Raw genomic sequence first — 22,605 nt, 5'->3', positions numbered from 1 at the left:
ATGACAAGCGCCTTGCCGGAAAATGCCGCCGCTGCCCGTGCTTCCCTGTCTGCCGGGAAGCCTGCACTGGTTTGGCGCAAGCTCGTCGCGGATACGGAAACACCCGTCGGGGCCGCACTCAAGCTGATCGAGCCGGGACGCGGCGATTTCCTGCTTGAATCGGTTGAAGGCGGGGAAACGCGCGGACGGTACAGCTTGCTGGGGCTCGACCCCGATCTGGTGTTCCGTGCCACCGGGGCGGAATGCGAGGTCAACCGCGCGTGGAAGACCGATCGCAATGCCTTCACGGCTCTGCCAGATGACAGCCTGACCGGATTGCGCGAGCTTGCGGCAGCGTGCCGCATCGACGACGTCCCGACCGAACTGCCCCCCGCGCTTGCCTGTCTCGTCGGATATTTCGGGTATGAGACGATCGGGCTGGTCGAAAAGCTGCCGCGCGCACCGCAGAGCCCGCTCGACCTGCCCGACATGCTGTTCGTCAGGCCGACGTTGATCCTGATCTTCGACGGCCTGAGCAGCGAACTGTTCTGCATCGCTCCGTTGTGGGCCGATGGCGGGAACGCGGACGCCGCAATCGCCGATGCCGGCGAACGGATTGACGTCGCGCTCAGCAAGCTGGGCCAGAGCATTCCCGCACGAGCGAGAGCGACCGACCTTCCGGAAATGGCTCTCACGCCTGTATTGCCGCAGGGCAAATATCGCGAGATGGTATTGAAGGCGAAGGAATATATCGAAGCCGGCGATATCTTTCAGGTGGTGTTGGCACAACGCTTCACTTGCCCGTTCCCCCTTCCTCCAAGCGAGCTGTATCGTGCCTTGCGGAGAGTGAACCCCTCTCCCTTCCTCTATTTCCTCGATCTTCCTGGCTTCGCCGTAGTCGGATCGAGCCCGGAAATCCTCGTCCGGGTGCGCGATGGGGAGGTTACGATACGCCCGATCGCAGGCACGCGGCCGCGCGGTGGCACAGCCGAAGAAGATCGCGCGAACGAAGCCAGCTTGCTGGCCGATCCCAAGGAACGGGCCGAACATCTCATGCTGCTCGATCTCGGGCGCAATGATGTAGGGCGCGTGGCTGCCCGCAGCTCGGTAAGGGTGACCGATAGTTTCACTATCGAACGCTACAGCCACGTGATGCACATCGTCAGCAACGTGGTTGGGCAGCTCGATCCAAAGCACGACGCGCTGGACGCCCTGTTTGCCGGATTCCCGGCAGGCACGGTGTCCGGAGCGCCAAAGATCCGGGCGTGCGAGATCATTGCCGAGCTGGAACCGGAGACACGCGGAGCTTATGCCGGCGGGGTCGGTTATTTCGCGCCCGATGGTTCCGTCGACAGTTGCATCGTCTTGCGTACCGCCGTGGTGAAGGACGGCACCATGCATGTTCAGGCAGGGGCAGGCATAGTTGCCGATTCCGATCCCGCTTACGAACAGCGCGAATGCCAACACAAGGCGGGCGCACTTGCCGCTGCCGCACGCGAAGCCGCCCGGATTGCGGAAGAACCGGGTTTTGGCCAGTGAGAGCTGCAAATGCCCTTCTTGCTTTACTGGCGATGGCGGCTTGTTCGCAGCAGCCTTCCCCACCCGGCAACAAGAACGACGTAGCGAAACCTGAAAAGAAGCAGGTGTCCGCCTGCCATGCCGATCGGTTCGAGGGCATTCCACTGACAGTGTGTACTGCCAATCCCGCGGACAACAGCATTCGCATGGCCCTTCGCCCGGACAAGGACGCCCCTCCCTATCGGAGCCTCGCGGTCTATGCCGCCAAGCGCCCTGCCGATGCGACACCGGTGGCCTTTGCCGTCAACGGCGGCATGTTCGACGAACAAGGCGAACCCATCGGATATTATGTCGAGGATGGAGAGCGTCTCCATTCGCTCAGCCGCACCGATGGGCCGGGTAATTTCCATATGCTGCCCAACGGGGTATTCTATGGCACCGGCGGCAAGTGGGAAATTCGCACCAGCAACGATTTCTACCGCAATGTGACGGAACGCCCCGCCTTCGGCACGCAGTCCGGTCCGATGCTGGTGATCAACGGGAAACTTCATCCCGACATTTCGGCCGACGGGGTTTCGACCAATATCCGCAACGGCGTGGGTGTGGGCTCCGATGGACGGGCTTACTTCGTTATTTCCGACGGCCCGCTCTCGTTCGGCAAGCTGGCCCGCTATTTCCGCGACGAATTGAAAGTTCCCAACGCACTCTATCTCGACGGCAAGGTTTCCTCACTGTGGGACCCGGCGACAGGGCGCCTCGATACCGGTGCGCCGCTGGGGCCCTTGATCGTGGTAGAACAATCGGGAAAAGGCGCCGACAAGGCCGAGATGGAATCATGATCCTCGTTATCGACAATTACGACAGCTTCACCTGGAACCTCGTCCACTACCTGATGGAACTGGGGGCCAAGGTTGAAGTCGTCCGCAACGACGCGCTGACTGCTACGCAGGCATTGGATACAGGCGCCAAGGGCTTCCTCATCTCGCCCGGCCCTTGCACGCCGAACGAGGCCGGGATCAGCCTCGATCTCGTTGGGGCCTGCGCCGATGCCAGGCGCCCCCTGCTGGGTGTGTGCCTCGGTCACCAATCCATCGGGCAGTATTTCGGCGGCACAGTGGTGCGTGGGGGGCTGATGCACGGGAAAACCAGCCCGGTAACGCACGATAGCACCGGCGTATTCGCGGGCCTGCCTTCGCCATTCATCGCCACCCGCTATCATTCGCTGGTGGTGGAAAACATTCCGGACGTTCTCGCCGTGAATGCGACGTCGGACGACACGCATGTGATGGGCTTCCGCCATCGCGACCTGCCCATCCACGGGGTCCAGTTCCACCCGGAAAGCATCGCGACCGAACACGGCCACGACCTGCTTGCCAATTTCATGGCGATTTGCGGCATTAACGCGGTCGAGCGAGCATGAACCCGTTACCCGATCCGCAATTTCCGCTTGAGGAAGATGAGGCCGTCAACGCGTTCGGCGCGATTCTGGATGGCAAAGCATCGGACGATGACGTGGCCTCATTTCTCGTGGCCCTGTCGGACAGGGGGGAAACCGCCAGTGAAATCGCCGGAGCAGCCCGCGCCATGCGCGCCCGGATGATCCCCGTCGCGGCACCCGCCAATGCCATCGACGTTTGCGGCACCGGCGGTGACGGACACCACACTCTCAATGTTTCCACAGCGGTCAGCCTGGTCGTCGCTGCATGTGGCGTGCCAGTTGCCAAGCATGGAAACCGGGCCGCCTCGTCCAAGGCAGGTGCGGCCGACACCCTGGAAGCGCTGGGTCTCAATCTCGACCGCGCTGCCGAAACGGCAGAAGAAACGCTGGCCGATCTGGGCATCTGCTTTCTTTTCGCGGCCAAGCATCACCCGGCGATGGGACGGATCATGCCGATCCGCAAAGCAATCGGTCGCCGCACGATTTTCAACCTGATGGGACCGCTGGCGAACCCTGCCAACGTACGTCGTCAACTGGTGGGCATCGCCCGCCCCGCATATGTGCCGATCTATGCCGAAGCGATCATGCGGCTGGGCACGGACCATTCGCTGGTGGTTTCGGGTGACGAGGGTCTGGACGAACTGAGCCTCGCCGGCGGCAGCGAAGTCGCCGAAGTGAAGGATGGGCAGATTGCAATGCGGCGGGTTGAACCGGGTGATGCGGGCCTGCCCAGCGCGCCGATCGACGCCATACGTGGGGGCGATCCGGCGTACAACGCCGCTGCATTACGCAGCCTGCTTGAGGGTGAGCACGGACCTTACCGTGACGCGGTACTACTGAACGCAGCAGGTGCGCTGATCATCGCGGACGAAGCGAAAGACTGGCGCCAGGGCGTTGAAGAAGCCGCTGAAGCCATCGACAAGGGATTGGCCAATGCACTGCTCAATTGCTGGATAGCCGCCTGCAACTAACATCACAGAGTTCCTGCCCGACTGTCCGCTGAACATCGCGGCTGACAATGACGATTTCCACGCAGGCCATCACCTATTAAAGCCCGGATCATGACCGACAAGCTCACCGAGATCTGCAACACCAAACGCCAGGAGGTCGCCCAGCGCAAGGCGGACGCGACCATTGCCGACCTTGACGCCCGGGCAAGCGAGCAAACGCCCCCACGCGGTTTTCGCAAGGCGCTGGAAACAAAGTCCGCCAATGGTTTTGGCCTGATTGCCGAAATCAAGAAGGCGAGCCCGTCCAAGGGATTGATCCGCCCTGACTTTCGACCTGCCGAACATGCCCTCGCCTATGAACAGGGCGGCGCAGCTTGCCTTTCCGTCCTCACCGATGCGCCTTACTTCCAGGGGCATGAGGATTACCTGATGGATGCCCGTGCGGCTTGCGCCCTGCCCGTACTGCGCAAGGATTTCATGGTCGATCCATGGCAGGTTGCCGAAGCGCGTGCGATCGGGGCCGATGCGATTCTGATTATCGTCGCCGCGCTGGACGACGGGCTGATGGGTGAAATCGAAAGCGCCGCGATCGAACGTGGTATGGACGTGCTTGTCGAAGTGCACAACGAACAGGAAATGGAACGCGCCGCGTGCCTGCAATCCCGCCTCATCGGGGTCAACAACCGTGATCTCAAACGCTTCGTCACCGACCTTGCGACGACCGAGCGCCTCGTACCTCTCGCTCCGGCAGGCAGCCTGCTGGTCAGCGAGAGCGGGATCAACACCCATGCCGACCTGCTGCGAATGGAGCAGTCCGGCGTACGCTGTTTCCTTGTGGGAGAAAGCCTGATGCGCCAGCCTGACGTCGCTGCCGCGACAAGGGCGCTGCTTGGCTGAGGTGGAGCCGCCATGCACCTGAACCACGACCCGGCTGCACCAGCCTCTGCGGAAATCCGTTTCGAGGATTTCCTCGCCGTGGACATTCGCGTCGGGACCGTCATTTCCGCCGAGGACTTTCCCAAGGCCCGCAAACCCGCCTTCATTCTGACGATAGACTTCGGTCCCGTGATCGGTCGCAAGCGTTCGTCCGCGCAGATTACCGAGAATTACAAACTGGAAGACCTTCCCGGTCTTCAAGTCGCCGCCGTTGTCAATTTTCCGCCACGTCAGATCGGCCCCATGATGTCTGAAGTGTTGACGCTCGGCTTTCCCGACGAACACGGCCATGTCGTTCTCGTATCACCCGGAAAAGACGTCCCGAATGGTGGGCGGCTCTTTTAGATCGTGAACTCCTGAAGCACGATTGGCGGATGGAGGGCAGAGAGCCTTCCGGCAAGCGCCACTCTGTCCTACATGCCTCGCTTCTGGCATGCAGGATGGATGAGCTCGCCCCTTGCAATCAGCCCTCAATCACCCGAATGGGAAGCATTGAGAGGGTATGGATATAAGCGCTCTGTGAACCCTGTCACTTGTGTCAACTTTGTCAGCTGAGCATCCGGTAACATGAACAAACTCACGCATCTCGATGACCAGGGGCAGGCGCGCATGGTCGATGTCGGCGGCAAGGCACAGACCGCGCGGCAGGCCGTCGCCACTGGCTGCATCCGCATGTCCGACGATGCGCTGGCGGCTATTCGTGACGGAGATGCACCGAAAGGGGACGTACTGGCCGCAGCCCGCATCGCCGGGATCATGGCCGCCAAGAAGACCGGCGATCTTATCCCGCTGTGCCATCCGCTGGCACTTGATGCCGTCACTGTCGAATTCGCTTTCGAGGATGACGGTGTCCGCGCCACTGCCACGGCCTCTCTCACCGGGCGGACCGGGGTGGAAATGGAAGCGATGACAGCTGTGTCGGTCGCCCTTCTCACCATTTACGACATGGCCAAGGCGCTCGACAAAGGCATGGTGATCGAAGAAATCCGCCTCCTTTCCAAGAGTGGTGGAAAATCAGGTGACTGGAAAGCGGGAGCAGCGTGAATTCACCTCTCCCTCTCGATGAAGCGCAGGCCCGGCTACTGGCATTAGCAGCGCCGTTAGAGGTTGCGCATGTTCCGGTTGCGGATGCGCTTGATCGCTTTCTGGCTGAGCCGCTTCTCGCCCGCCGCACCCAACCACCGGCGGATTTGTCCGCGATGGACGGCTATGCACTCGGCGGCACCGACGTATCGGGACCCTGGAATATTATTGGGGAAAGCGCCGCCGGGCATCCGTTCCCGAATAAAGTCGGGCCTGGAGAAGCTGTCCGGATATCGACCGGTGCAATCCTGCCGGTCGGCGCACAAACCGTTCTCCTGCAGGAAGACGCAACGCGGGACGGCAACCGGCTGGTTCTGGCCGGAAGCATTCCAGCAGTGGGGCGCCATATTCGTCGCGCGGGGTTCGACTTCGCCACGGGACAGGATCTGCTGCCCTCAGGCCAACGGATTACCCCGGCCGTTCTCGCTCTTGCGGTTGCCGCCGGTCACGCAACCTTGCCAGTCCACAAGAAACCTTCGATCGTGGTGATCGACAGCGGAGACGAACTGGCCTCCGATCCGACTCAATGCGCTCCTCACCAGATTCCGGCCAGCAATGGCCCGATGCTGGAGGCGATGCTTGCTTCCCTGCCCTGCAATGTCACGCGCATCGGCCCCGTCCCTGACGATCTGTCCAAACTCGCTTCCGCGCTCGACACAGCAGATAGCGCTGATCTGATTGTGACCAGTGGCGGTGCATCGGTGGGCGATCACGATCTCGTTCGCCCCGCTCTGGAAGCATGGGGCGCAGAATTGGCGTTCTGGAAAGTGGCTATGAAGCCGGGAAAACCGATCATGGTCGCACAACGGGAGTCAGCCGGCTGCCGTCAGCTCGTACTCGGCCTGCCCGGCAACCCAGTCTCCAGTTATGTCACGGCATATCTCTTCATGCTGCCGCTCATCCGGACGCTGCTCGGTGCGTCGCGCGCACTTCCCGTCAGGATCTTTGCATCGGCGGGGACAGCGCTTGCCGCAGGTGGCCAGCGTCAGGAATTCATCCGGGCCCGTTGGAATGGCCACAGCGTATCCCCGTTGACCGAACAGGACAGCAGCGCCCTGCGGGCCCTTTCCGCAGCCAACGCTTTGATCGATCGGCCTGCCGGCTCCGCCGCTGTGACAGCAGGCGAAGAGGTTTCGCTCTACTTACTAGATAATGGCGGCATCGCTTGACTCGATGACGAAGGTTTCCTAATTGTTCCTTATTCGTTCACTTGGCGTACTGCCTGGAGAACATTTGTAAAGCCACCTGATATGCAGTGCTCAGTGGCAGGATAGGGAGCGTACGAACATGCTCACGGCAAAACAGCATGAGCTGATCCGGTTCATCCAGTCCCGGCTTGAAGAGACCGGCATTTCCCCCTCGTTCGAGGAAATGAAGGAGGCGCTCGATCTCAAATCGAAGTCGGGTGTCCATCGTTTGATCTCCGCGTTGGAGGAACGTGGCTTCATTCGCCGTTTGCCAAATCGGGCTCGTGCTCTGGAAGTGCTCAAGCAGCCGGAAGATGTGAATTCCTCTCCCGCTCGCCTGCCCGCCTCCGGCACGGCCGCCAATGACGTTTCCACACTCGCAGCAAAGCCTTCTGCGCCGCCGCCGACACCTGCAAACGACGTGATTGAAATTCCCTTACACGGGCGAATTGCGGCAGGTGCTCCGATCGAAGCGCTGGAAAGTCATTCGACTTTACCTGTGCCCGCTGCCCTGCTCGGTGCTGGCGAACATTATGCGCTCGAAGTGTCAGGTGATTCAATGGTTGAGGCTGGCATTTTCGACGGCGATTTTGCGCTGGTTAAGCGCACGGATACCGCCCGTGACGGAGAAATCGTCGTGGCCCTCGTCCGTAATGAGGAAGCGACGCTCAAATATCTTCGCCGCGAAAATGGCAAGATCCGATTGGATCCGGCCAACGCACTGTATGAGCCGCAAATCTACGAGCCTCACGAAGTTGTCGTTCAAGGCAAGCTGGCAGGTCTCTTGCGTCGGTATCACTGATACGGAGACACGCACCGCTTCAATCGGTGCGTGGTTTCCACCAGCCATGATCCCCTTGTGTTTCCGCGACCGTCCTGATCCGATGATCCGCGAGATAAATCGCCAACCCCCCGCTCTTTGACAGGGAACGTCGGTCTGCCTTGAGCCATCTTGGGTGGCAACTATGTGGCAGGCTACGGTCGGCAATCACAATATCCGCACGTTCGCAAGCTGCCGCGAGTGCGCGTTCCTCCACACGCATATGGCTGCGCGCCGCGAGAATATGATGGGGATGTCCATCGCGAACGAGCGTAAGAGAGCAGAAATCCCGGCTGCAACTTGCCCCCGGCCATTGATCGAACGGCAACGGGTCTCCGTCCATGCCGGAAAGCTCGAGAAGATTGTCTCGCGCATAACTACTACGGCTATCCCGCAAGACGAGCAGCCGATCCCCCTCGCCCAAAATGCCGACATGACGTCCGTCGCCTGATATCAGCACGTCCGGCAAGTCCCCTACCTGTACCAGGACTGTCGCCGTTGCGACTGGAATCAGGCCGAAAAGCCTGGCGTGTCCACGCCATAGCGCCAGCCACAACCCGCCTCCCGCAAACAGAACGAATACCAGAGGGGGCATTGACGGCATGCGCGTCACCGCGCCGGGCTGGCTGGCCGTCCAATGGGCGATAGCCAGCAGAAGTTCCAACGACTTGCCTACCAGCCACCATATCGGGGCACCCAATCCTACAAGGTCGAGTACCAGCGCAACCGCGATCAGCGGCATGGTAATGAATGTCGTCAGCGGGATAGCGGCCACATTGGCCAGCGCCCCATAAACACCTGCCCGATGGAAATGAAACAATCCGATCGGCATTAACGCCAACTCGATAACCAGACCAGTGATCAGGAGCATGGCGGCGCGGCGCATGATCCACTTCACCCGTCCCTCTTCTTTCGGTGCCAAAAACGCTCTCACAGGCGCGGCACTATGCAATGCGATAATGGCAATCACCGCTGCAAAACTCATCTGGAAACTCGGACCGACGAGCGCCTCGGGCCACAGCAGCAAAACGACAATTGCCGCCACTGCCACCATCCTGAGCGACAAGGGATCCCTTCCCAGGGCAAGCGCCAGCAGCACGAGGATTGCGCCCACACAGCTGCGGATCGTGGGCACTTCCGCACCTGTCAGCAATGTATAGCCCACCCCGCATATGGCCCCGACACCGGCCGCCAGTAATGGCAGCCGCACTCGCAATGCCAACCAGGGCCATGCCGCCAGTAGTCTGATAGCAAGGAGATATGCCGCACCGATCACCGCACTGACATGCAACCCGCTGATGGACAGCAAATGGGTCAAGCCGGAGTCCCGCATCGCCTGCTCATCGCGCTCCGCAATCGCTCCTCTGTCTCCACTCGCAAGGGCCGCGGCAATAGTGCCGGGTGAACCGTCGATATGCCCGCGAACATGCGCTGACAGGGATCGCTGCATTCCTGTCAGCCAGCCACCGCTACCGACATCCTGAAGCACCTGAACTGCCCCAATGACGTTCCCTGTGGCAGCGAACCCATTGAACCAGGCGGTACGCGCGAAGTTGTAGGCGCCTGGTAACATCGGCGGCGCAGGCGGCATCAAACGAACCTTGGCCCTGATTATTGCTCCTTCACGGATGGCAGATTGATCGTATGCCTCTGGCAAATTCACCCGAATCTTGATCGCCCGGCCATTCCCAGGCTCTCGCGTTGCAAGTACGAGGCGCACACGTTGAAGGGCAGGCTGTTCGTCGCGTTCAAGTATTCGTGCCTCAACCGTAGCAGTCATCGGATGCGCTATCGGTTCAACACCGACAACCACTGACCGCTCCCAAGCGACCACGACACCTGCCGCGATCATAATCGCCATAATGACAAGTGCGCTCCGTAAATGGACGAAATTGTCTCTCCCCCATCGGCTGAAAACGACACTCGCAACAATAATTCCACAGATCCCGAGGACAGCCCCCCACTCAAGGGCATCAGAAAGACCAAACCAGAGCGCGATTCCAGCTGCCAGACCAACGGCCACCCAAGGCCCGCGATCAAGCCCTGCTGTACCGAGAAAACGTTCCATGGCATCGCCAACGCTGGACAATCGCAAGTATTTTCGCCAAGGGCGCTGCACCGCAGCATCGTCCTCGGTCTCTTCGCCGGAGAGCGGCACAAAAGGGGCGTCACCGGCCATAGGGCGAAAAGAAAGGAATTGGGGAAATATGGCAAGCGCTAGCGACAAGGCAGTTGTCACTCGCTTTGCCCCCTCACCTACGGGCTTCCTTCATATTGGTGGTGCCCGTACCGCCCTCTTCAATTGGCTGTTCGCCCGGCACCATGGCGGCAAAGCGCTGCTCCGGATCGAAGATACTGACCGGGCCCGCTCCACTCAGGAAGCGATAGACGCCATTATTTCCGGTCTCGACTGGTTGGGTCTCGATTGGGACGGTGACACCGTCTTTCAGTCTGAACGCGGCGCACGTCACGTCGAAGTGGCAGAGAAATTGCTCGAGGCGGGCTACGCCTACCGTTGTTACGCAACAGCGGAAGAGTTGGAGGAAATGCGTGCGGCCCAGCGCGCGGCAAAGCAGCCCCTGCGTTATGATGGCCGCTGGCGCCATCGCGACGCATCCGAAGCCCCGCTTGGTGCGCCATTTGTGGTGCGGCTCAAGACTCCCGAGGAAGGTGAAACGGTAATCGAGGATGCCGTTCAGGGGCGTGTGACAGTCAAGAACTCGGAAATCGACGACTATATCCTGCTACGGTCCGACGGCACTCCGACTTACATGCTGGCCGTGGTGGTCGATGATCATGACATGGGAGTCACTCACATCATTCGTGGTGATGATCATCTCAACAATGCATTTCGCCAGATGCCTGTCATTCGCGCAATGAACGAGATCGAAGGCGATTGGGACGATCCGATTTATGCCCATATCCCGCTGATACATGGCGCAGACGGCGCCAAACTCTCGAAGCGGCATGGTGCGTTAGGCGTCGAAGCCTATCGAGATGAAATGGGCATATTGCCGGAAGCTCTGTTCAACTACCTGCTCCGACTTGGCTGGGGTTACGGTGACAAGGAAGTGATTGCTCGCGACGAGGCCATCGAACTTTTCGACCTTGGCGGAGTTGGCAAGAGCCCTGCACGCTTTGATCTTAAAAAGCTGCAAAATCTCAACGGTCTGTACATCCGCGAGTCGGAAGATGTCGATCTGGCCAAGCTCGTGGCGGAGCGTATAGGCGCCGAGGCAGACACAGGCTTGCTAGAACAGGCCATGCCCGCCTTGAAAACCAGGGCCAAGGATATCAATGAACTGGCGGACGGCGCGGCATTCCTGTTCAAGAAACGTCCGCTCGAATTGACGGAAAAAGCATCAGCTTTGCTCGATGGCGATGCCCGTGCCCTCTTGGCACAAGTATCGGCACGTTTGCAGGATGGAATTGACTGGACAAGCGAAGTGCTCGAAGCCAATCTCAAGGCAATGGCGGAAGAGCTAGGGCTTGGGCTTGGCAAACTTGCGCAACCGCTTCGTGCAGCACTCACGGGGCAAACAACCTCACCGGGCATTTTCGATGTACTGGTGCTGCTTGGGAAAGAGGAAAGCCTAGCGCGAATCGACGCGCAGGCCGCCTCCGGCAGCGCGGGGTGAGATACTGAATTGGAGGAAGTGAATTGGCTGATAAGCAAGCAACACTGACGGTCGACGGCAAAAGTTATGAGTTCCCGGTGCTGGAGGGCAGCGTCGGGCCGGATGTAATCGACATCCGCAAGCTCTATGGCCAGTCCCACATGTTCACCTATGATCCGGGGTTCACCTCGACCGGCTCATGCGAGAGTTCACTTACCTACATCGATGGCGAGGAAGGGGTTCTTCTTCATCGCGGCTATCCCATAGGACAGCTGGCAGAAGATTCGAGCTTCATGGAAGTTTCGTACCTGATGCTGAACGGGGAACTGCCCAAGCAGGACGAGCTCGACAAGTTCACCTGGACGATCAGCCGCCACACGATGCTGCATGAGCAGCTGATGCAGTTCTATCGCGGCTTCCGTCGCGATGCCCACCCAATGGCAATCATGTGCGGCGTTGTTGGCGCCCTGTCGGCATTCTATCACGACAGCACTGATATTTCCGATCCGGAACACCGCAAGATCAGCTCGCACCGCCTCATCGCGAAGATGCCGACGATTGCTGCCATGGCTTACAAATACTCCATCGGCCAGCCGTTTCTCTATCCGGACAACGAGCTCAGCTACACTGGCAATTTTCTGCGCATGACGTTCGGCGTTCCCGCCGAGGAATATGAAGTCCTGCCAGAAGTAGAGCGTGCAATGGACCGGATCTTCATCCTCCATGCAGACCATGAGCAGAATGCTTCGACTTCAACGGTTCGTCTGGCTGGGTCATCCGGCGCCAACCCGTTCGCCTGCATCGCGGCCGGCATTGCGTGTCTTTGGGGTCCGGCGCATGGTGGCGCAAATGAAGCCGCACTCAACATGCTGCATGAAATCGGCACACCGGATCGTATTCCGCACTTCATCGAACGGGCCAAGGATAAAAACGATCCTTTCCGTCTGATGGGCTTCGGCCACCGGGTCTACAAGAACTACGATCCGCGCGCCACAGTCATGCAAAAAACCGTCCGTGAAGTCTTCGATGCGCTGAAAGTTTCGGACCCGGTTTTCGAGACTGCGCTGCGTCTCGAAGAAATCGCGTTGTCGGATGACTATTTTGCCGAAAAGAAGCTCTTCCCGAATGTGGATTTCTATTCCGGCATCATCCTTTCGGCGATCGGATTCCCGACCACGATGTTCACCGCGCTCTTTGCCCTTGCACGGACAGTGGGCTGGGTCGCACAGTGGAACGAAATGATTTCCGATCCCGGCCAGAAAATTGGACGTCCGCGTCAGCTTTACACGGGACCGACGCAGAGGGACTATGTGCCGGTCGACAAACGCTGACCTGCATTGTCTTTCCTTGGGGTAATCGCCAAGGCGACGAAAACAGAAAGCCCCCGCAATATGTTGCGGGGGCTTTTTTGTGCCCGGACACTCCGTTGTAGAAATTCCTCACGCCTACCCGATCCACATGGTACTGATGCAAGGAGAGGAGATACCGATGGCACTTATCAGATTTCTGGCCCGGCTCATTGGCATTCTGGCCGTACTCATGGGACTTCTCTGGGTCGGCCAAGGGACCGGGCTGATCATGTGGCCAGCAGAAAGCTTCATGCTGGCAGATAAGTCCTGGGCCATTAATGGAGCAGTTCTGGCTGCGGTTGGCCTGATCGTGATCTGGTTGTCTCGTCGTATCAGGTAGGCTCAAATATACTCAAACAACGACACAGTTTCTCTGGTGTTAGCCAATCTGTTAATTTTCCGGGAGATCCGCAGGTAATTCCAGCGTGAATCGAGCGCCTTGTCCAGGAACGCTCTGAACGGTCAGATCGCCATCCATTGCTCGCGCCAGACGCCGGGAAATATACAAGCCCAAACCTGAGCCCCCATCACCGCTTCGCCCAAGCCTCTCGAACTTCTCAAATACTTTTGCCTGCTGTTCGTCCGACAATCCCGGCCCCTGGTCAATCACGGAAAGCCCCACCCGCCCCCGGTGATGTTCTAGCCGCAACCATATTTCGGAACCTTTCGGCGCATAGCGAACAGCATTGCCGACAAGATTGAGCAACACCTGCAATACCCGACGAAACTCGCCAACTGCAGGTAAACTCTCTCCTTCACCCGGTGCATGAATCGTAATTTCCTTTTCCTGGGCACGCACGCCAAGTATCCCAGCTGCGCGACGAGCAATGTCCCCCAGATCGATCCTGTCAGGAGCTGTCGAGAAATCTTCCGCCTCCACCACTTCCAGATCGGTGAGATCATCGACCAACGCGAGTAGATGTTTGCCCGCTGCTGCAATGTCAGCAGCATACCGGCCGTATTCTTCTGCCAGCGGTCCCGCCAATCGTGAGCGAATGGTCTCTGCATTTGCTACAATTCTGGCAATCGGCTGCCTCAGGACCGGGGCAATGTCGCGACTGGCGAATGTCGTGCTCTTGTCGGCGTCCTTCTTGCCAACAGCACAAGGCCGTGGAAGCGGCTGATCGGCAACGAAATAGAGTTCGAACCCCGCACTTCCCGGTTCAGGCGCACCCAGAGGGACCATACTTACCCTCCATTGCCGCTCCGACCCTTCAATGATGATCGAAGCCCCATCCAGCAATCGCCAATGCAACGGTTGGTGATGGCTGCTGCCCGCAATGGCGACGAAGTCGGTCCATGGCTTTCCAGTTCCTTCCCCCATGCGCCCAGCCAAGGGTATCAGGTCCTTAGCCGTGCATTCAAAAGTCAGGAGGTTCTGCTGAGGATCGAGTCGCGCGGTAAATTCAGCGAGCTGACGATCGATAATCATCCGCCGCTCGGTATTCTCGACCAGGCTTTCAGCCTTGAGCGGGAGCGTTTTCCAACTGGCGATCAGGATTTCGCAACCGCCCTTTTCCTTGGGCGAAGGAAACACTTCTACCCATGCGGTAACCTGTTCCTCCCCATCCTGCGCTTGCACGGGCTGGGCCAGCTTCAGACCAAATCGACGGCATTTGCGCACCAACTCCAGCAAGCCAGGGATCGCAATCGTGCCGGGCAATTCGCCTCCACAACGCAGTTGCAACCCGGCAAGCGGCTCACCAGCATCGATTAGCCGGTCCTCTGCGTCACATGTGGCATGGGCGAGAAATGTGCCGGCAGTAGCCATCGCTAGCCAGCTAATTCAGCAGTGGAGGCTGCGAGAATGGCAGTGGCCCGGTCCCCAAGATGCAGGATCGCAGCTGGGAGGCCGATATCCGGATGGAAATGGGCGAATTCTGCCTCCACTTCCCTGGGTTTAAGTCCTGCGGCACACAGCAACACGGCAAACCGGGCTACCTGCCGCTCGTTGGAGGCAAGAACGATCCGAAGACGATCTTGTCCAGTCGCGAACGCCAAAGCTGTCAGGAACAGCGCAACCCCCGCATGCGCAACGGAAAGAGCCGCCAGTGTGCCGCCCCCCATTGCAACAACCAACCGGGCCAACAAACCAAGGCGACTATGGCTTTCATCAAATTCTGCGCGCAGTTTTTCCTCTGCTTTCGCAGCAGCTTCCCGATCATCCAACACGTTGTCGCGCAAGGACAAGATTACCGTATGAAACAGTTCACCCGGCAACTCCCCCAGCGGCAATTCCATTCGCCTCTGCTGCTGGCAAAAACGCGCTTGTGATGCGAGCAAGCTCATTGCGGCTGTGGCAGTCGCGGAATCATCGGATTCGATCAGTGCCTGCAACAACGGTGAGAGAACACCGTCGATGGCCTCGCGCGCGTGCAGCTGCTCGGTAATCTGAAATTCCAACGCCAAGCCGTGCACGTGACCAAGCAAGGCTGCATTGGAAATCAATACCTCGGTCAGTGCAGAGTGTTGTTCTTGCGTGAATGCGTGCGGATCATCCGCTCCGGCAACTTCTGCCTGCATGACCAACAATTGCCGCGCCAAGTCAGATACCATGCCGCGAACACGAGCGACAATCTCGTCACTGAACATGGTGTGGTCTGCGTTCTCAAGCAAATGGCGAAGAATGGATCCCGCAGATACAATGGTTGCATCGCCGCGCGTCAATTCGTCGGACAGCATGCTTTCGACCATCTGGTCGTCGAACTGTGACACCCCGGCTTCCATCATCGCACTGCCATAATATCTCCTTGGTTAAACCCGCGTTAGCCTCGAACCAAGCCGAGAAAACGCAATTCCGCAGCCGAGCAGAACCAAAATGAGACACTGCGCGACCGGCAGGAGCACACCCAGCAGCGTACCAGCTGCAAGCAAAAGCGCGAGCAGGATACGATCTCCGCAAATCGCCCCCCAACGCTGCGTGGAGAGCCCGGGCACGAGCCAGACAAGCCCAATCAGAATGAGAGGCACGAACAATCGCTCAGGCCAAAATACGAAACGAACGCCAATTCCCACGGAAACAAGGGCCACAAGGATCAAGTCGGACATTACACGACAAGCCAGCAATGCCCGTGCAAACCCTGGCCTTGCACCATTTCCCGCGCGTTCTCCGCGGTCCAATGCCGAGGCAGCGTCACCCACAAGCCAGGCCAGCGCAAGCAAGATCAGCCCTAGACCCGGCATGGATAACCATCCCAAAATCAAGGCAGAGACCAAGAGCAAGCCTGCCCCACTCAACATATATGCAGGTCGAACCCCGCGATTGAGCAAATTAACGCCAAACTTGCCGGCCAGCCATGCTCCCAGCCAATGCCCGAGCCCGGAGGTACTGATATCTCCGATCGCAACATGGCGGTGGAACCATCCCGGCTCCAGCAATTCGGCATCCCGCGCACTGTTCAACATAGCCCAGCGGCCGTCTGGCAGAATACCGTCCGATAGAGGGCGTTCGGGCACCTTGCCTTGCAGAGCTATACGCAGCAACGATGCCACGCCATCGCAATCGCGTGGCAATTCGTTCAGTCGTTCGACCAGCCTTCCCGGCATTATCAGCGCACCTGACCAAGCGTGATTAAGATCGATACGTTCGAAGCCCCGTGGAATGCCTTCTTCTGCAGAAAACGTGAGAACGCCTTGCCCCTTGGCTAGCGTTTCCTGCACTTCCTCTGCGAGCGGCAGCACCCCATCCGCCAACACGAGCAATTCATCCGCCGAACGAACAAGTCCGGAAAGAGCGCGGGGTAGTGAAATTACGTGGAATTTTGCCCCGGTCGCCTCAACCTCGTGCTGCAATCCGATGAGAACCGGTCCAAGATTCTCCGCAAGGCACACAACACGTTCGCACCCAAGCGCCAAAGCCAGATCAATCTGGCGTCGTGCGATGGTCTTCCCGGCGAACGAGATAAAGGCCTTCTGGCCCTCCCCCGGTTCACCGGCGCTGTCCAACATGGAAAGGAGGGCAACGCGCACCCGGAATGCTCCCCGAAATTCGGCGTCCTCTCTAGGCGCGCGCCACACGTCTGCCAAGCCGCCAGAGCGGCGATCTAGCTTAGCTGGAGACGAATTCGCCGAGTGCGGTACGGAACTTGCGCAAGATGACGGGATCACCCGGAGCAGCATCAAGCGCTTCTTCAGCTAAATCGATAAGGGGGCCGACCTGGAAACTCGCCGCCAGCCCCTTGAGACGCATTGCAGCAACATTCCAGTTGCCGTCACATCGCGCCCTCCCCAACAAATCGACATGCTGTTCGAAGCTCTCCCTAAAGGCATTGCGCAACTCGGCGAGCAACAAGGGATCATCCCCTGCGGCTGCTGCCAACGTCGCATCCAGGGCACTGCATTCAAAGGCCATTTCAACGCTTTATCGCAAGAAGGTTAAGGCAGGGTTTATCGGTTTCATAAGCATGATATGCTGGGAGCCATGAATAGGGGATCACGGATCGTATCCATCGGCTCGGGGGAAGGGTCGGTAGAGGAACAACAGCGCGAAGCGGCAGCACCTGAGGAAGTGCTGTCGCTTGATGTCGCGTGGGAGGAACCCCTGGAAACGGCTCCCCCCCGAGCTTCCCGCGGTTGGCGAATTGCAGCTGTTCTCGCGATGCTGACTGTTACGGCCTGGAGCGGATTTTTTGCGTGGGTCAATTACGAATCCATGCTGGCTGGGGCAAGTTCCGGCCAATGGATCCAATGGATTTCGACTTGGGCGACACCTGTATTGCTCGTTGTCGCCCTCTGGCTTCTCGCAATGCGTAACAGCCTGCGTGAAACCCATCGCTTCAACGATGCGGCGCGAACATTATCGCTCGAAGCAACACAATTGGAAGATCGCCTTGCCACCGTGAACAGGGAGCTTAGCCTCGCACGGGAATTTATCGCCTCACAATCACGCGACCTCGAAGCGCTGGGCCGACGCGCAGCTGATCGCTTATCGCAAAATGCCGACCGTCTCGCCACGCTCATCCATGAAAATGGCACCCAAGTCGAAACCATTGCCACAGTGAGCGGCAATGCAATGGAAAACATGACAAAACTGCGCAATGAATTGCCTGTGATAGCCAATTCCGCGCGAGACGTTACCAACCAGATAGGCAATGCAGGCCGTACGGCGCAGGGGCATCTTCAGGAATTGGTCAGCGGTTTTCACCGTCTCAACACATTCGGCGAGGCAAGCGAAAGACAGGTTCAATCACTTCGTGCGCAAGTGGATGCGGCCCTTTCTGCATTCGAGACTCAGGCCGCGCAACTCGATGATATAGCCACAAGGCGTTTTGCCGCTCTTGGCGAACGCAGCGAGAACTTTCGTGCAGAACTTGATGGGCATGAGGTGGAATCTCTGGCGGCTCTTCGCCGCCGGGCAGATGCCCTGGCAGCAGAACTGACTGCAAGCCGCGAAAGATTGGCAGATCAGGAAAGCCAGTCGATAGAAGCATTCCGCACGCACCTTACTTCACTGGGCGACTACAGTTCAAAGCTGAGCCAGGAAATCCGCGAGAGTGAGAATGAAGCTCTCGCCAACTGGCAGACCGCCATCGAGCAACTCCAGACCAAATTGCTCTACGTATCCCAAGAGACCGAACGTGTTGACGCTCATACGCGTGAATCTGCCGAACAAACCAACGCAGCATGGGAAAACGAAATTATCCGTCGCCGCGAGCAGATCGAGAGCTGGCGGACAGAACAACTCACCAGTACCAGCGAGCAACTGGCAGAACTCGATGCAGCGATCGCAAAACGCCGTGAAAGACATGTTGCTACGACCCGGAATATTGCGGATCAGGCCGATGCTCTTGCTTCGCGTCTCGACAATCTGGCGACGCAAATACAAGATATCTCTGCCCATGGCCGATCTGTTCAGAATGAACTTTCGGAAGCCATCCAGAATCTGACAGAAACGCTCAGCCAAAGCCGAGAATCCCTCACTGGCACGGATACCGCCGTAGCATCCTTGACGGATGACAGCATCCGCCTGCTCGAAATTATCCAGGCCAGCGCCCAGCACAGCCTTGAGGATTTACCTGCTGCTATCGCGACTGCCGAACGGCGGCTGACCGGGCTGGCGGATGGGGTCGAGTCTTTAAGTGCGATGATGAGCGAAGCGAATGACAAGGGTTCATCGCTCTCACATTATGTGGTTTCAGCTCAAAAGGATGGGCAGGCTGCAATGGAGGCGGCTGAACACCTGCACGCTGCCCTTGCTGCGCGCAATGAGGAACACACTGCTCGTATCGCACAATTGCGTGCTGAACTGGCTTCACTGGGAGAGGAAAGCGAAACCCTCGCCAATCACCGCGAGCAGCAATTGCGCAAGGCGCTGGATGCCCTTTCGAACGCCACACGTTCCGTAATCACAAGGCTTGAGCAGGACAGCGAGCAGGCCGTCACAGAGCTCGCTGCTCAAATTGGTGAAGGAAGCGCTGAAGCAATCGATCGGGCAGTCAAAAACCGCGCAACCGAGGCAGTCACCCAGTTGGAGCAGGCTGCGGAAAACGCTGCGTCGATCAGCAAGGAAGCGATCATACAACTTCGCGACCAGCTTGCTAAAGTGAACGAGCTGACCGGCCATCTGGAAAACCGTGTCGCACATGCCCGGCAGCGCGCGGAAGAACAAGTCGACAACGATTTCGCCCGTCGTGTCGCGCTAATTACCGAATCTCTCAATTCCAACGCAATTGACATTGCAAAAGCTCTGTCGAACGAAGTCACGGATACGGCATGGGCAGCGTATTTGCGTGGTGATCGGGGCATCTTTACCCGTCGGGCCGTCCGCCTACTCGATAACTCGGAAAGTCGAGCTGTGGTCGAGATCTATGAAACCGACGGGGACTTCCGCGAACACGTAAACCGTTTCGTTCACGACTTCGAAGCGATGTTGCGTCAATTGCTATCGACCCGTGACGGGCACGCATTAAGCGTGACATTACTCTCATCAGACATGGGTAAGCTGTACGTTGCACTAGCCCAGGCGATTGAGAGATTACGCGACTGACCCGATATCTAGTTACGGTAGATTGCAGGCTCGTCAGCCGCACCAGGCGGCTCACCGAAGATATTGATATCGTCGACGTTAATCCAGTCGTTGACGTAATTCATATAGAAGAGTGCGCACAGGATGCCTGCCAGTATAGTGGCGCGCAACATCAGTTTTCCAGGACGGAAATTGGCCGGGGCGCTATCCGCCTGCCCAGGGATCTTCTCGAGACCAGTCTCATCATGTGTCCGCACGCCAAACGGCAGGAGCAGGAAGGCGCACATTACCCATAGCAGTCCGTAGATCGCGAGAATCGATGTCCATTGCATCGCCGCCTTATTCCTCCATCAACAGGACTTTAACCTGAGGCTTCTTACCCGACCAACGATGCGCCGCCCGGCGCGCAGCGAGCCGGGCCGTTTCCGTAATAATAGACTTATCCTTTCTCGCTCCACCTTTCAGCTTCGCGAGAGCGGCTACGACATCCTCTTCCGCTTCGGCGATGAAGCTGTCGTAATCCTCGTCGAGCGGCAGGCCGATAGCCGTTACCTGTGCCCTTCCTTTACCATCCAGCACCACGACAGCGACCCCGTCACGCGCAATACGGCGTCGCATTGTGATCGCCTCGCCATCGGCGGGTATGATGATGTCGCCATCAAGGACAAGCCGCCCCGCCCTTACTTCGGCGAGCTTGCCTGGCCGCCCTGGAGCGAGACGAACAATGTCGCCATTTTTCTGGAATACCGTGCTTGGGATACCATTTTCCGCACCGAGCCGGACCTGCTCTTTCATATGGCGAATTTCACCATGCACCGGGACCAAAATTTGCGGCCGCAACCAACCATAGAGCGCTTCCAGTTCAGGGCGGCCTGGATGACCTGAAACATGAATGTCCCGTTGCCTGTCGCTGACCATCTGAATGCCACGTTCTGCGAGTTTGTTCTGCACACGACCGATAGCAATCTCGTTACCGGGAATCTGACGGCTCGAGAATAGAACCACATCATCTTCAGTAAGTTCGATCCGGTGTGTGTCATCCGCGATCCGGGCCAACGCTGCGCGAGGTTCGCCTTGCCCGCCAGTGGCAAGGAACAGCACTTCACTGCGTGGGAGGTCCATTGCACGATCAAAATCTATGACCGGTGGAAAATCTCCGAGATAACCATTTGCCTTGCTTACTTCGATGATCCGGTCGAGCGAGCGCCCCGCGACACAAAGTTGCCGGCCCGTCGCCTTCGCGACATCCCCCAATGTCTGCAACCTTGCAACGTTGGAAGCGAATGTCGTTACAAGCACACGCCGCCCTTGATGTCGGCGCACTTCCTCAAGCAAGCCCTTGTAAACGGCACCCTCGGATCCCGACGCCTGCGGATTAAAAACGTTGGTAGAGTCACAAACGAGCGCCAAGACGCCCGCATCGCCCAGCTCAATCAACTCGTTTTCGGTAGCCGGCTCACCAATCAACGGCTCAGCATCAAGCTTCCAATCCCCTGTATGGAAAACGCGCCCATAGGGAGTGTCGATAATCAGCGCATTCCCTTCCGCAATCGAATGCGCCAGTGGAACATAGTTGATGTCGAATGGGCCAAGCCGAAAACTGTCCTGAGTATCAACGACGTTCAATTCGACGTCACGGGCATGTCCCGCCTCCGCAAGCTTGCGTCGAACCAATTCCGCAGTGAACGGAGTAGCAAAGAGCGGAACACCGAGATCTGCCGCGAAATACGGCACAGCGCCGATATGATCTTCGTGTCCATGCGTCAGGACTATGCCGAGCAGATCATCCAATCTGTCTTCTATAAACTGAAGGTCGGCAAAAACCAGTTCAGTGCCCGGATACTCATTGGCCCCGAAAGTCATGCCGAGATCGACCATTAACCATTTACCCTCGCACCCATAGAGATTGACATTCATGCCAATCTCACCTGAGCCGCCAAGAGCGAGAAACAGTAGCTCAGCTTCAGGTGCAAAATTCTTCTTCACCGGGCAGCAGCCTTCTTAGCAAGAATTGCGAGACCTTCGAGAGTCAACTCTGCATCAACTGCGTCAAAAATATCGGTGTGGCGATCAAATAGAATGGCGAGCCCTCCCGTAGCTATGACTTTTGCTGGCCTGCCGATTTCACTTCGCAATCGAGAAATCAGGCCTTCCATCATGGCCACATACCCCCAGAAAACACCAATCAGCATCTGATCCTCTGTGTTCCGGCCAATCACACTCTCCGAACGTGGGGCCTCGATTGCGATACGCGGCAACTTGGCCGTGTTGCCTACCAATGCATCAAGCGACAGGTTAATCCCGGGTGCAATGATACCGCCCTTGTAGGCACCGTTAAAATCAACCACATCAAACGTCGTTGCCGTGCCGAAGTCCACGACGATTACGTCACCTGAATATTTCGCATGAGCAGCAATAGCGTTGACTGCACGATCCGCACCAAGCGAGCGGGGTTCGTCCACATCCAGATCGATGCCCCAACCCGCATCCCCTTCGCCTGCGATAAGCGGAACAATATCAAAATAGTTTTGGGAGAGAACTTCGAGATTATGAAGGGCCCGGGGAACCACAGTGGAAATGATGATCTGCTTCACCTGTTCACGCGCAAAGCCCTGAATCGTCATTAGCTGCATCAACCAAACAGCATATTCATCGCCAGTTCGCCGGGGATCGGTCGCTATGCGCCAACGAGCCTTGATCTCATCTCCGTCAAACAGGGCGAAGACAACGTTGGTATTGCCGGCATCAATCGCGAGCAACATTG

At 58.2% G+C, this 22,605-nt stretch carries 21 protein-coding genes; 13 read left to right on the top strand and 8 right to left on the bottom strand.

What is annotated here, in order from left to right; all coding sequences use genetic code 11:
* From trpE to lexA, 9 genes are all read left to right on the top strand, one after another.
* Complete coding sequence (gene trpE, locus MB02_RS13725; protein WP_067538680.1) at nucleotides 1-1,518, top strand: anthranilate synthase component I; 1,518 nt, start codon at nucleotides 1-3, stop codon at nucleotides 1,516-1,518.
* Nucleotides 1,515-2,336, top strand: a complete 822-nt coding sequence (locus MB02_RS13720; protein WP_235829525.1) for a phosphodiester glycosidase family protein — start codon at nucleotides 1,515-1,517, stop codon at nucleotides 2,334-2,336. Before trpE ends, MB02_RS13720 begins: the two co-directional genes overlap by 4 nt.
* Nucleotides 2,333-2,917: an anthranilate synthase component II gene (locus MB02_RS13715; protein ID WP_067538674.1), complete on the top strand. Its 585-nt coding sequence runs from the start codon at nucleotides 2,333-2,335 to the stop codon at nucleotides 2,915-2,917. Before MB02_RS13720 ends, MB02_RS13715 begins: the two co-directional genes overlap by 4 nt.
* On the top strand, nucleotides 2,914-3,906 hold the full coding sequence (trpD, locus tag MB02_RS13710; protein ID WP_067538671.1) for an anthranilate phosphoribosyltransferase: 993 nt from the start codon (nucleotides 2,914-2,916) through the stop codon (nucleotides 3,904-3,906). The genes MB02_RS13715 and trpD overlap by 4 nt, the downstream gene beginning before the upstream one ends.
* Before the next feature lie 90 nt (nucleotides 3,907-3,996).
* On the top strand, nucleotides 3,997-4,782 hold the full coding sequence (gene trpC, locus MB02_RS13705) for an indole-3-glycerol phosphate synthase TrpC (protein ID WP_067538669.1): 786 nt from the start codon (nucleotides 3,997-3,999) through the stop codon (nucleotides 4,780-4,782).
* A gap of 12 nt (nucleotides 4,783-4,794) precedes the next feature.
* The gene (locus MB02_RS13700; RefSeq protein ID WP_067538668.1) at nucleotides 4,795-5,166 is read left to right on the top strand and encodes a tRNA-binding protein; all 372 of its coding nucleotides are present in this window, start codon (nucleotides 4,795-4,797) and stop codon (nucleotides 5,164-5,166) included.
* 222 nt (nucleotides 5,167-5,388) lie between these two features.
* A complete protein-coding gene (gene moaC, locus MB02_RS13695) occupies nucleotides 5,389-5,865 on the top strand; it encodes a cyclic pyranopterin monophosphate synthase MoaC (RefSeq protein ID WP_067538665.1) in 477 nt (158 codons plus the stop codon).
* Nucleotides 5,862-7,073 (top strand): molybdopterin molybdotransferase MoeA, encoded by a 1,212-nt coding sequence (locus MB02_RS13690; RefSeq protein ID WP_067538662.1) that lies wholly within the window; start codon nucleotides 5,862-5,864, stop codon nucleotides 7,071-7,073. The genes moaC and MB02_RS13690 overlap by 4 nt, the downstream gene beginning before the upstream one ends.
* Nucleotides 7,074-7,191: 118 nt before the next feature.
* Nucleotides 7,192-7,893 carry a transcriptional repressor LexA gene (gene lexA, locus MB02_RS13685; RefSeq protein WP_067538660.1) on the top strand — a complete coding sequence of 234 codons (702 nt, stop codon included), beginning with the start codon at nucleotides 7,192-7,194 and terminating at the stop codon, nucleotides 7,891-7,893.
* A gap of 19 nt (nucleotides 7,894-7,912) precedes the next feature.
* Here the strand turns inward: lexA and MB02_RS13680 are convergent, their stop codons facing one another.
* Nucleotides 7,913-10,090 carry a ComEC/Rec2 family competence protein gene (locus tag MB02_RS13680; RefSeq protein WP_067538655.1) on the bottom strand — a complete coding sequence of 726 codons (2,178 nt, stop codon included), beginning with the start codon at nucleotides 10,088-10,090 and terminating at the stop codon, nucleotides 7,913-7,915.
* Nucleotides 10,091-10,118: 28 nt separating this feature from the next.
* Between MB02_RS13680 and gltX the strand changes: the two genes are divergently transcribed.
* From gltX to MB02_RS13665, 3 genes are all read left to right on the top strand, one after another.
* On the top strand, nucleotides 10,119-11,549 hold the full coding sequence (gene gltX, locus MB02_RS13675; RefSeq protein WP_067538652.1) for a glutamate--tRNA ligase: 1,431 nt from the start codon (nucleotides 10,119-10,121) through the stop codon (nucleotides 11,547-11,549).
* 23 nt (nucleotides 11,550-11,572) lie between these two features.
* Nucleotides 11,573-12,859 (top strand): citrate synthase, encoded by a 1,287-nt coding sequence (locus MB02_RS13670; RefSeq protein WP_067538649.1) that lies wholly within the window; start codon nucleotides 11,573-11,575, stop codon nucleotides 12,857-12,859.
* Nucleotides 12,860-13,016: 157 nt separating this feature from the next.
* Nucleotides 13,017-13,217, top strand: coding sequence for a hypothetical protein (locus tag MB02_RS13665; protein WP_067538781.1), 201 nt, complete (start codon nucleotides 13,017-13,019; stop codon nucleotides 13,215-13,217).
* 51 nt (nucleotides 13,218-13,268) lie between these two features.
* Here the strand turns inward: MB02_RS13665 and MB02_RS13660 are convergent, their stop codons facing one another.
* The 4 genes from MB02_RS13660 to MB02_RS13645 all read right to left on the bottom strand — a co-directional run bounded on the left by MB02_RS13660 (nucleotide 13,269) and on the right by MB02_RS13645 (nucleotide 17,228).
* Nucleotides 13,269-14,648 carry a sensor histidine kinase gene (locus MB02_RS13660; RefSeq protein WP_067538646.1) on the bottom strand — a complete coding sequence of 460 codons (1,380 nt, stop codon included), beginning with the start codon at nucleotides 14,646-14,648 and terminating at the stop codon, nucleotides 13,269-13,271.
* A 2-nt stretch (nucleotides 14,649-14,650) separates the two neighbouring features.
* Nucleotides 14,651-15,607 carry a hypothetical protein gene (locus MB02_RS13655; RefSeq protein WP_067538644.1) on the bottom strand — a complete coding sequence of 319 codons (957 nt, stop codon included), beginning with the start codon at nucleotides 15,605-15,607 and terminating at the stop codon, nucleotides 14,651-14,653.
* A gap of 24 nt (nucleotides 15,608-15,631) precedes the next feature.
* Nucleotides 15,632-16,846, bottom strand: coding sequence for a hypothetical protein (locus tag MB02_RS13650; RefSeq protein ID WP_170304742.1), 1,215 nt, complete (start codon nucleotides 16,844-16,846; stop codon nucleotides 15,632-15,634).
* A gap of 79 nt (nucleotides 16,847-16,925) precedes the next feature.
* Complete coding sequence (locus MB02_RS13645) at nucleotides 16,926-17,228, bottom strand: hypothetical protein (RefSeq protein WP_067538640.1); 303 nt, start codon at nucleotides 17,226-17,228, stop codon at nucleotides 16,926-16,928.
* Between the two features lie 69 nt (nucleotides 17,229-17,297).
* Between MB02_RS13645 and MB02_RS13640 the strand changes: the two genes are divergently transcribed.
* A complete protein-coding gene (locus MB02_RS13640; protein WP_067538777.1) occupies nucleotides 17,298-19,862 on the top strand; it encodes a coiled-coil domain-containing protein in 2,565 nt (854 codons plus the stop codon).
* A gap of 8 nt (nucleotides 19,863-19,870) precedes the next feature.
* Here the strand turns inward: MB02_RS13640 and MB02_RS13635 are convergent, their stop codons facing one another.
* The 3 genes from MB02_RS13635 to MB02_RS13625 are packed head-to-tail and all read right to left on the bottom strand — an operon-like array spanning nucleotide 19,871 to nucleotide 22,603.
* On the bottom strand, nucleotides 19,871-20,173 hold the full coding sequence (locus tag MB02_RS13635; protein ID WP_067538636.1) for a DUF1467 family protein: 303 nt from the start codon (nucleotides 20,171-20,173) through the stop codon (nucleotides 19,871-19,873).
* 7 nt (nucleotides 20,174-20,180) lie between these two features.
* Complete coding sequence (locus MB02_RS13630; protein WP_235829524.1) at nucleotides 20,181-21,827, bottom strand: ribonuclease J; 1,647 nt, start codon at nucleotides 21,825-21,827, stop codon at nucleotides 20,181-20,183.
* Nucleotides 21,824-22,603 (bottom strand): type III pantothenate kinase, encoded by a 780-nt coding sequence (locus tag MB02_RS13625; RefSeq protein ID WP_067538634.1) that lies wholly within the window; start codon nucleotides 22,601-22,603, stop codon nucleotides 21,824-21,826. The genes MB02_RS13630 and MB02_RS13625 overlap by 4 nt, the downstream gene beginning before the upstream one ends.
* Nucleotides 22,604-22,605 lie beyond the last annotated feature (2 nt).

Source organism: Croceicoccus estronivorus (assembly GCF_001625325.1).
GTDB lineage: Bacteria > Pseudomonadota > Alphaproteobacteria > Sphingomonadales > Sphingomonadaceae > Caenibius > Caenibius estronivorus.
The sequence above is the reverse complement of the archived record's forward strand: the minus strand, read 5'-3'. Positions and strand labels throughout refer to the sequence as shown.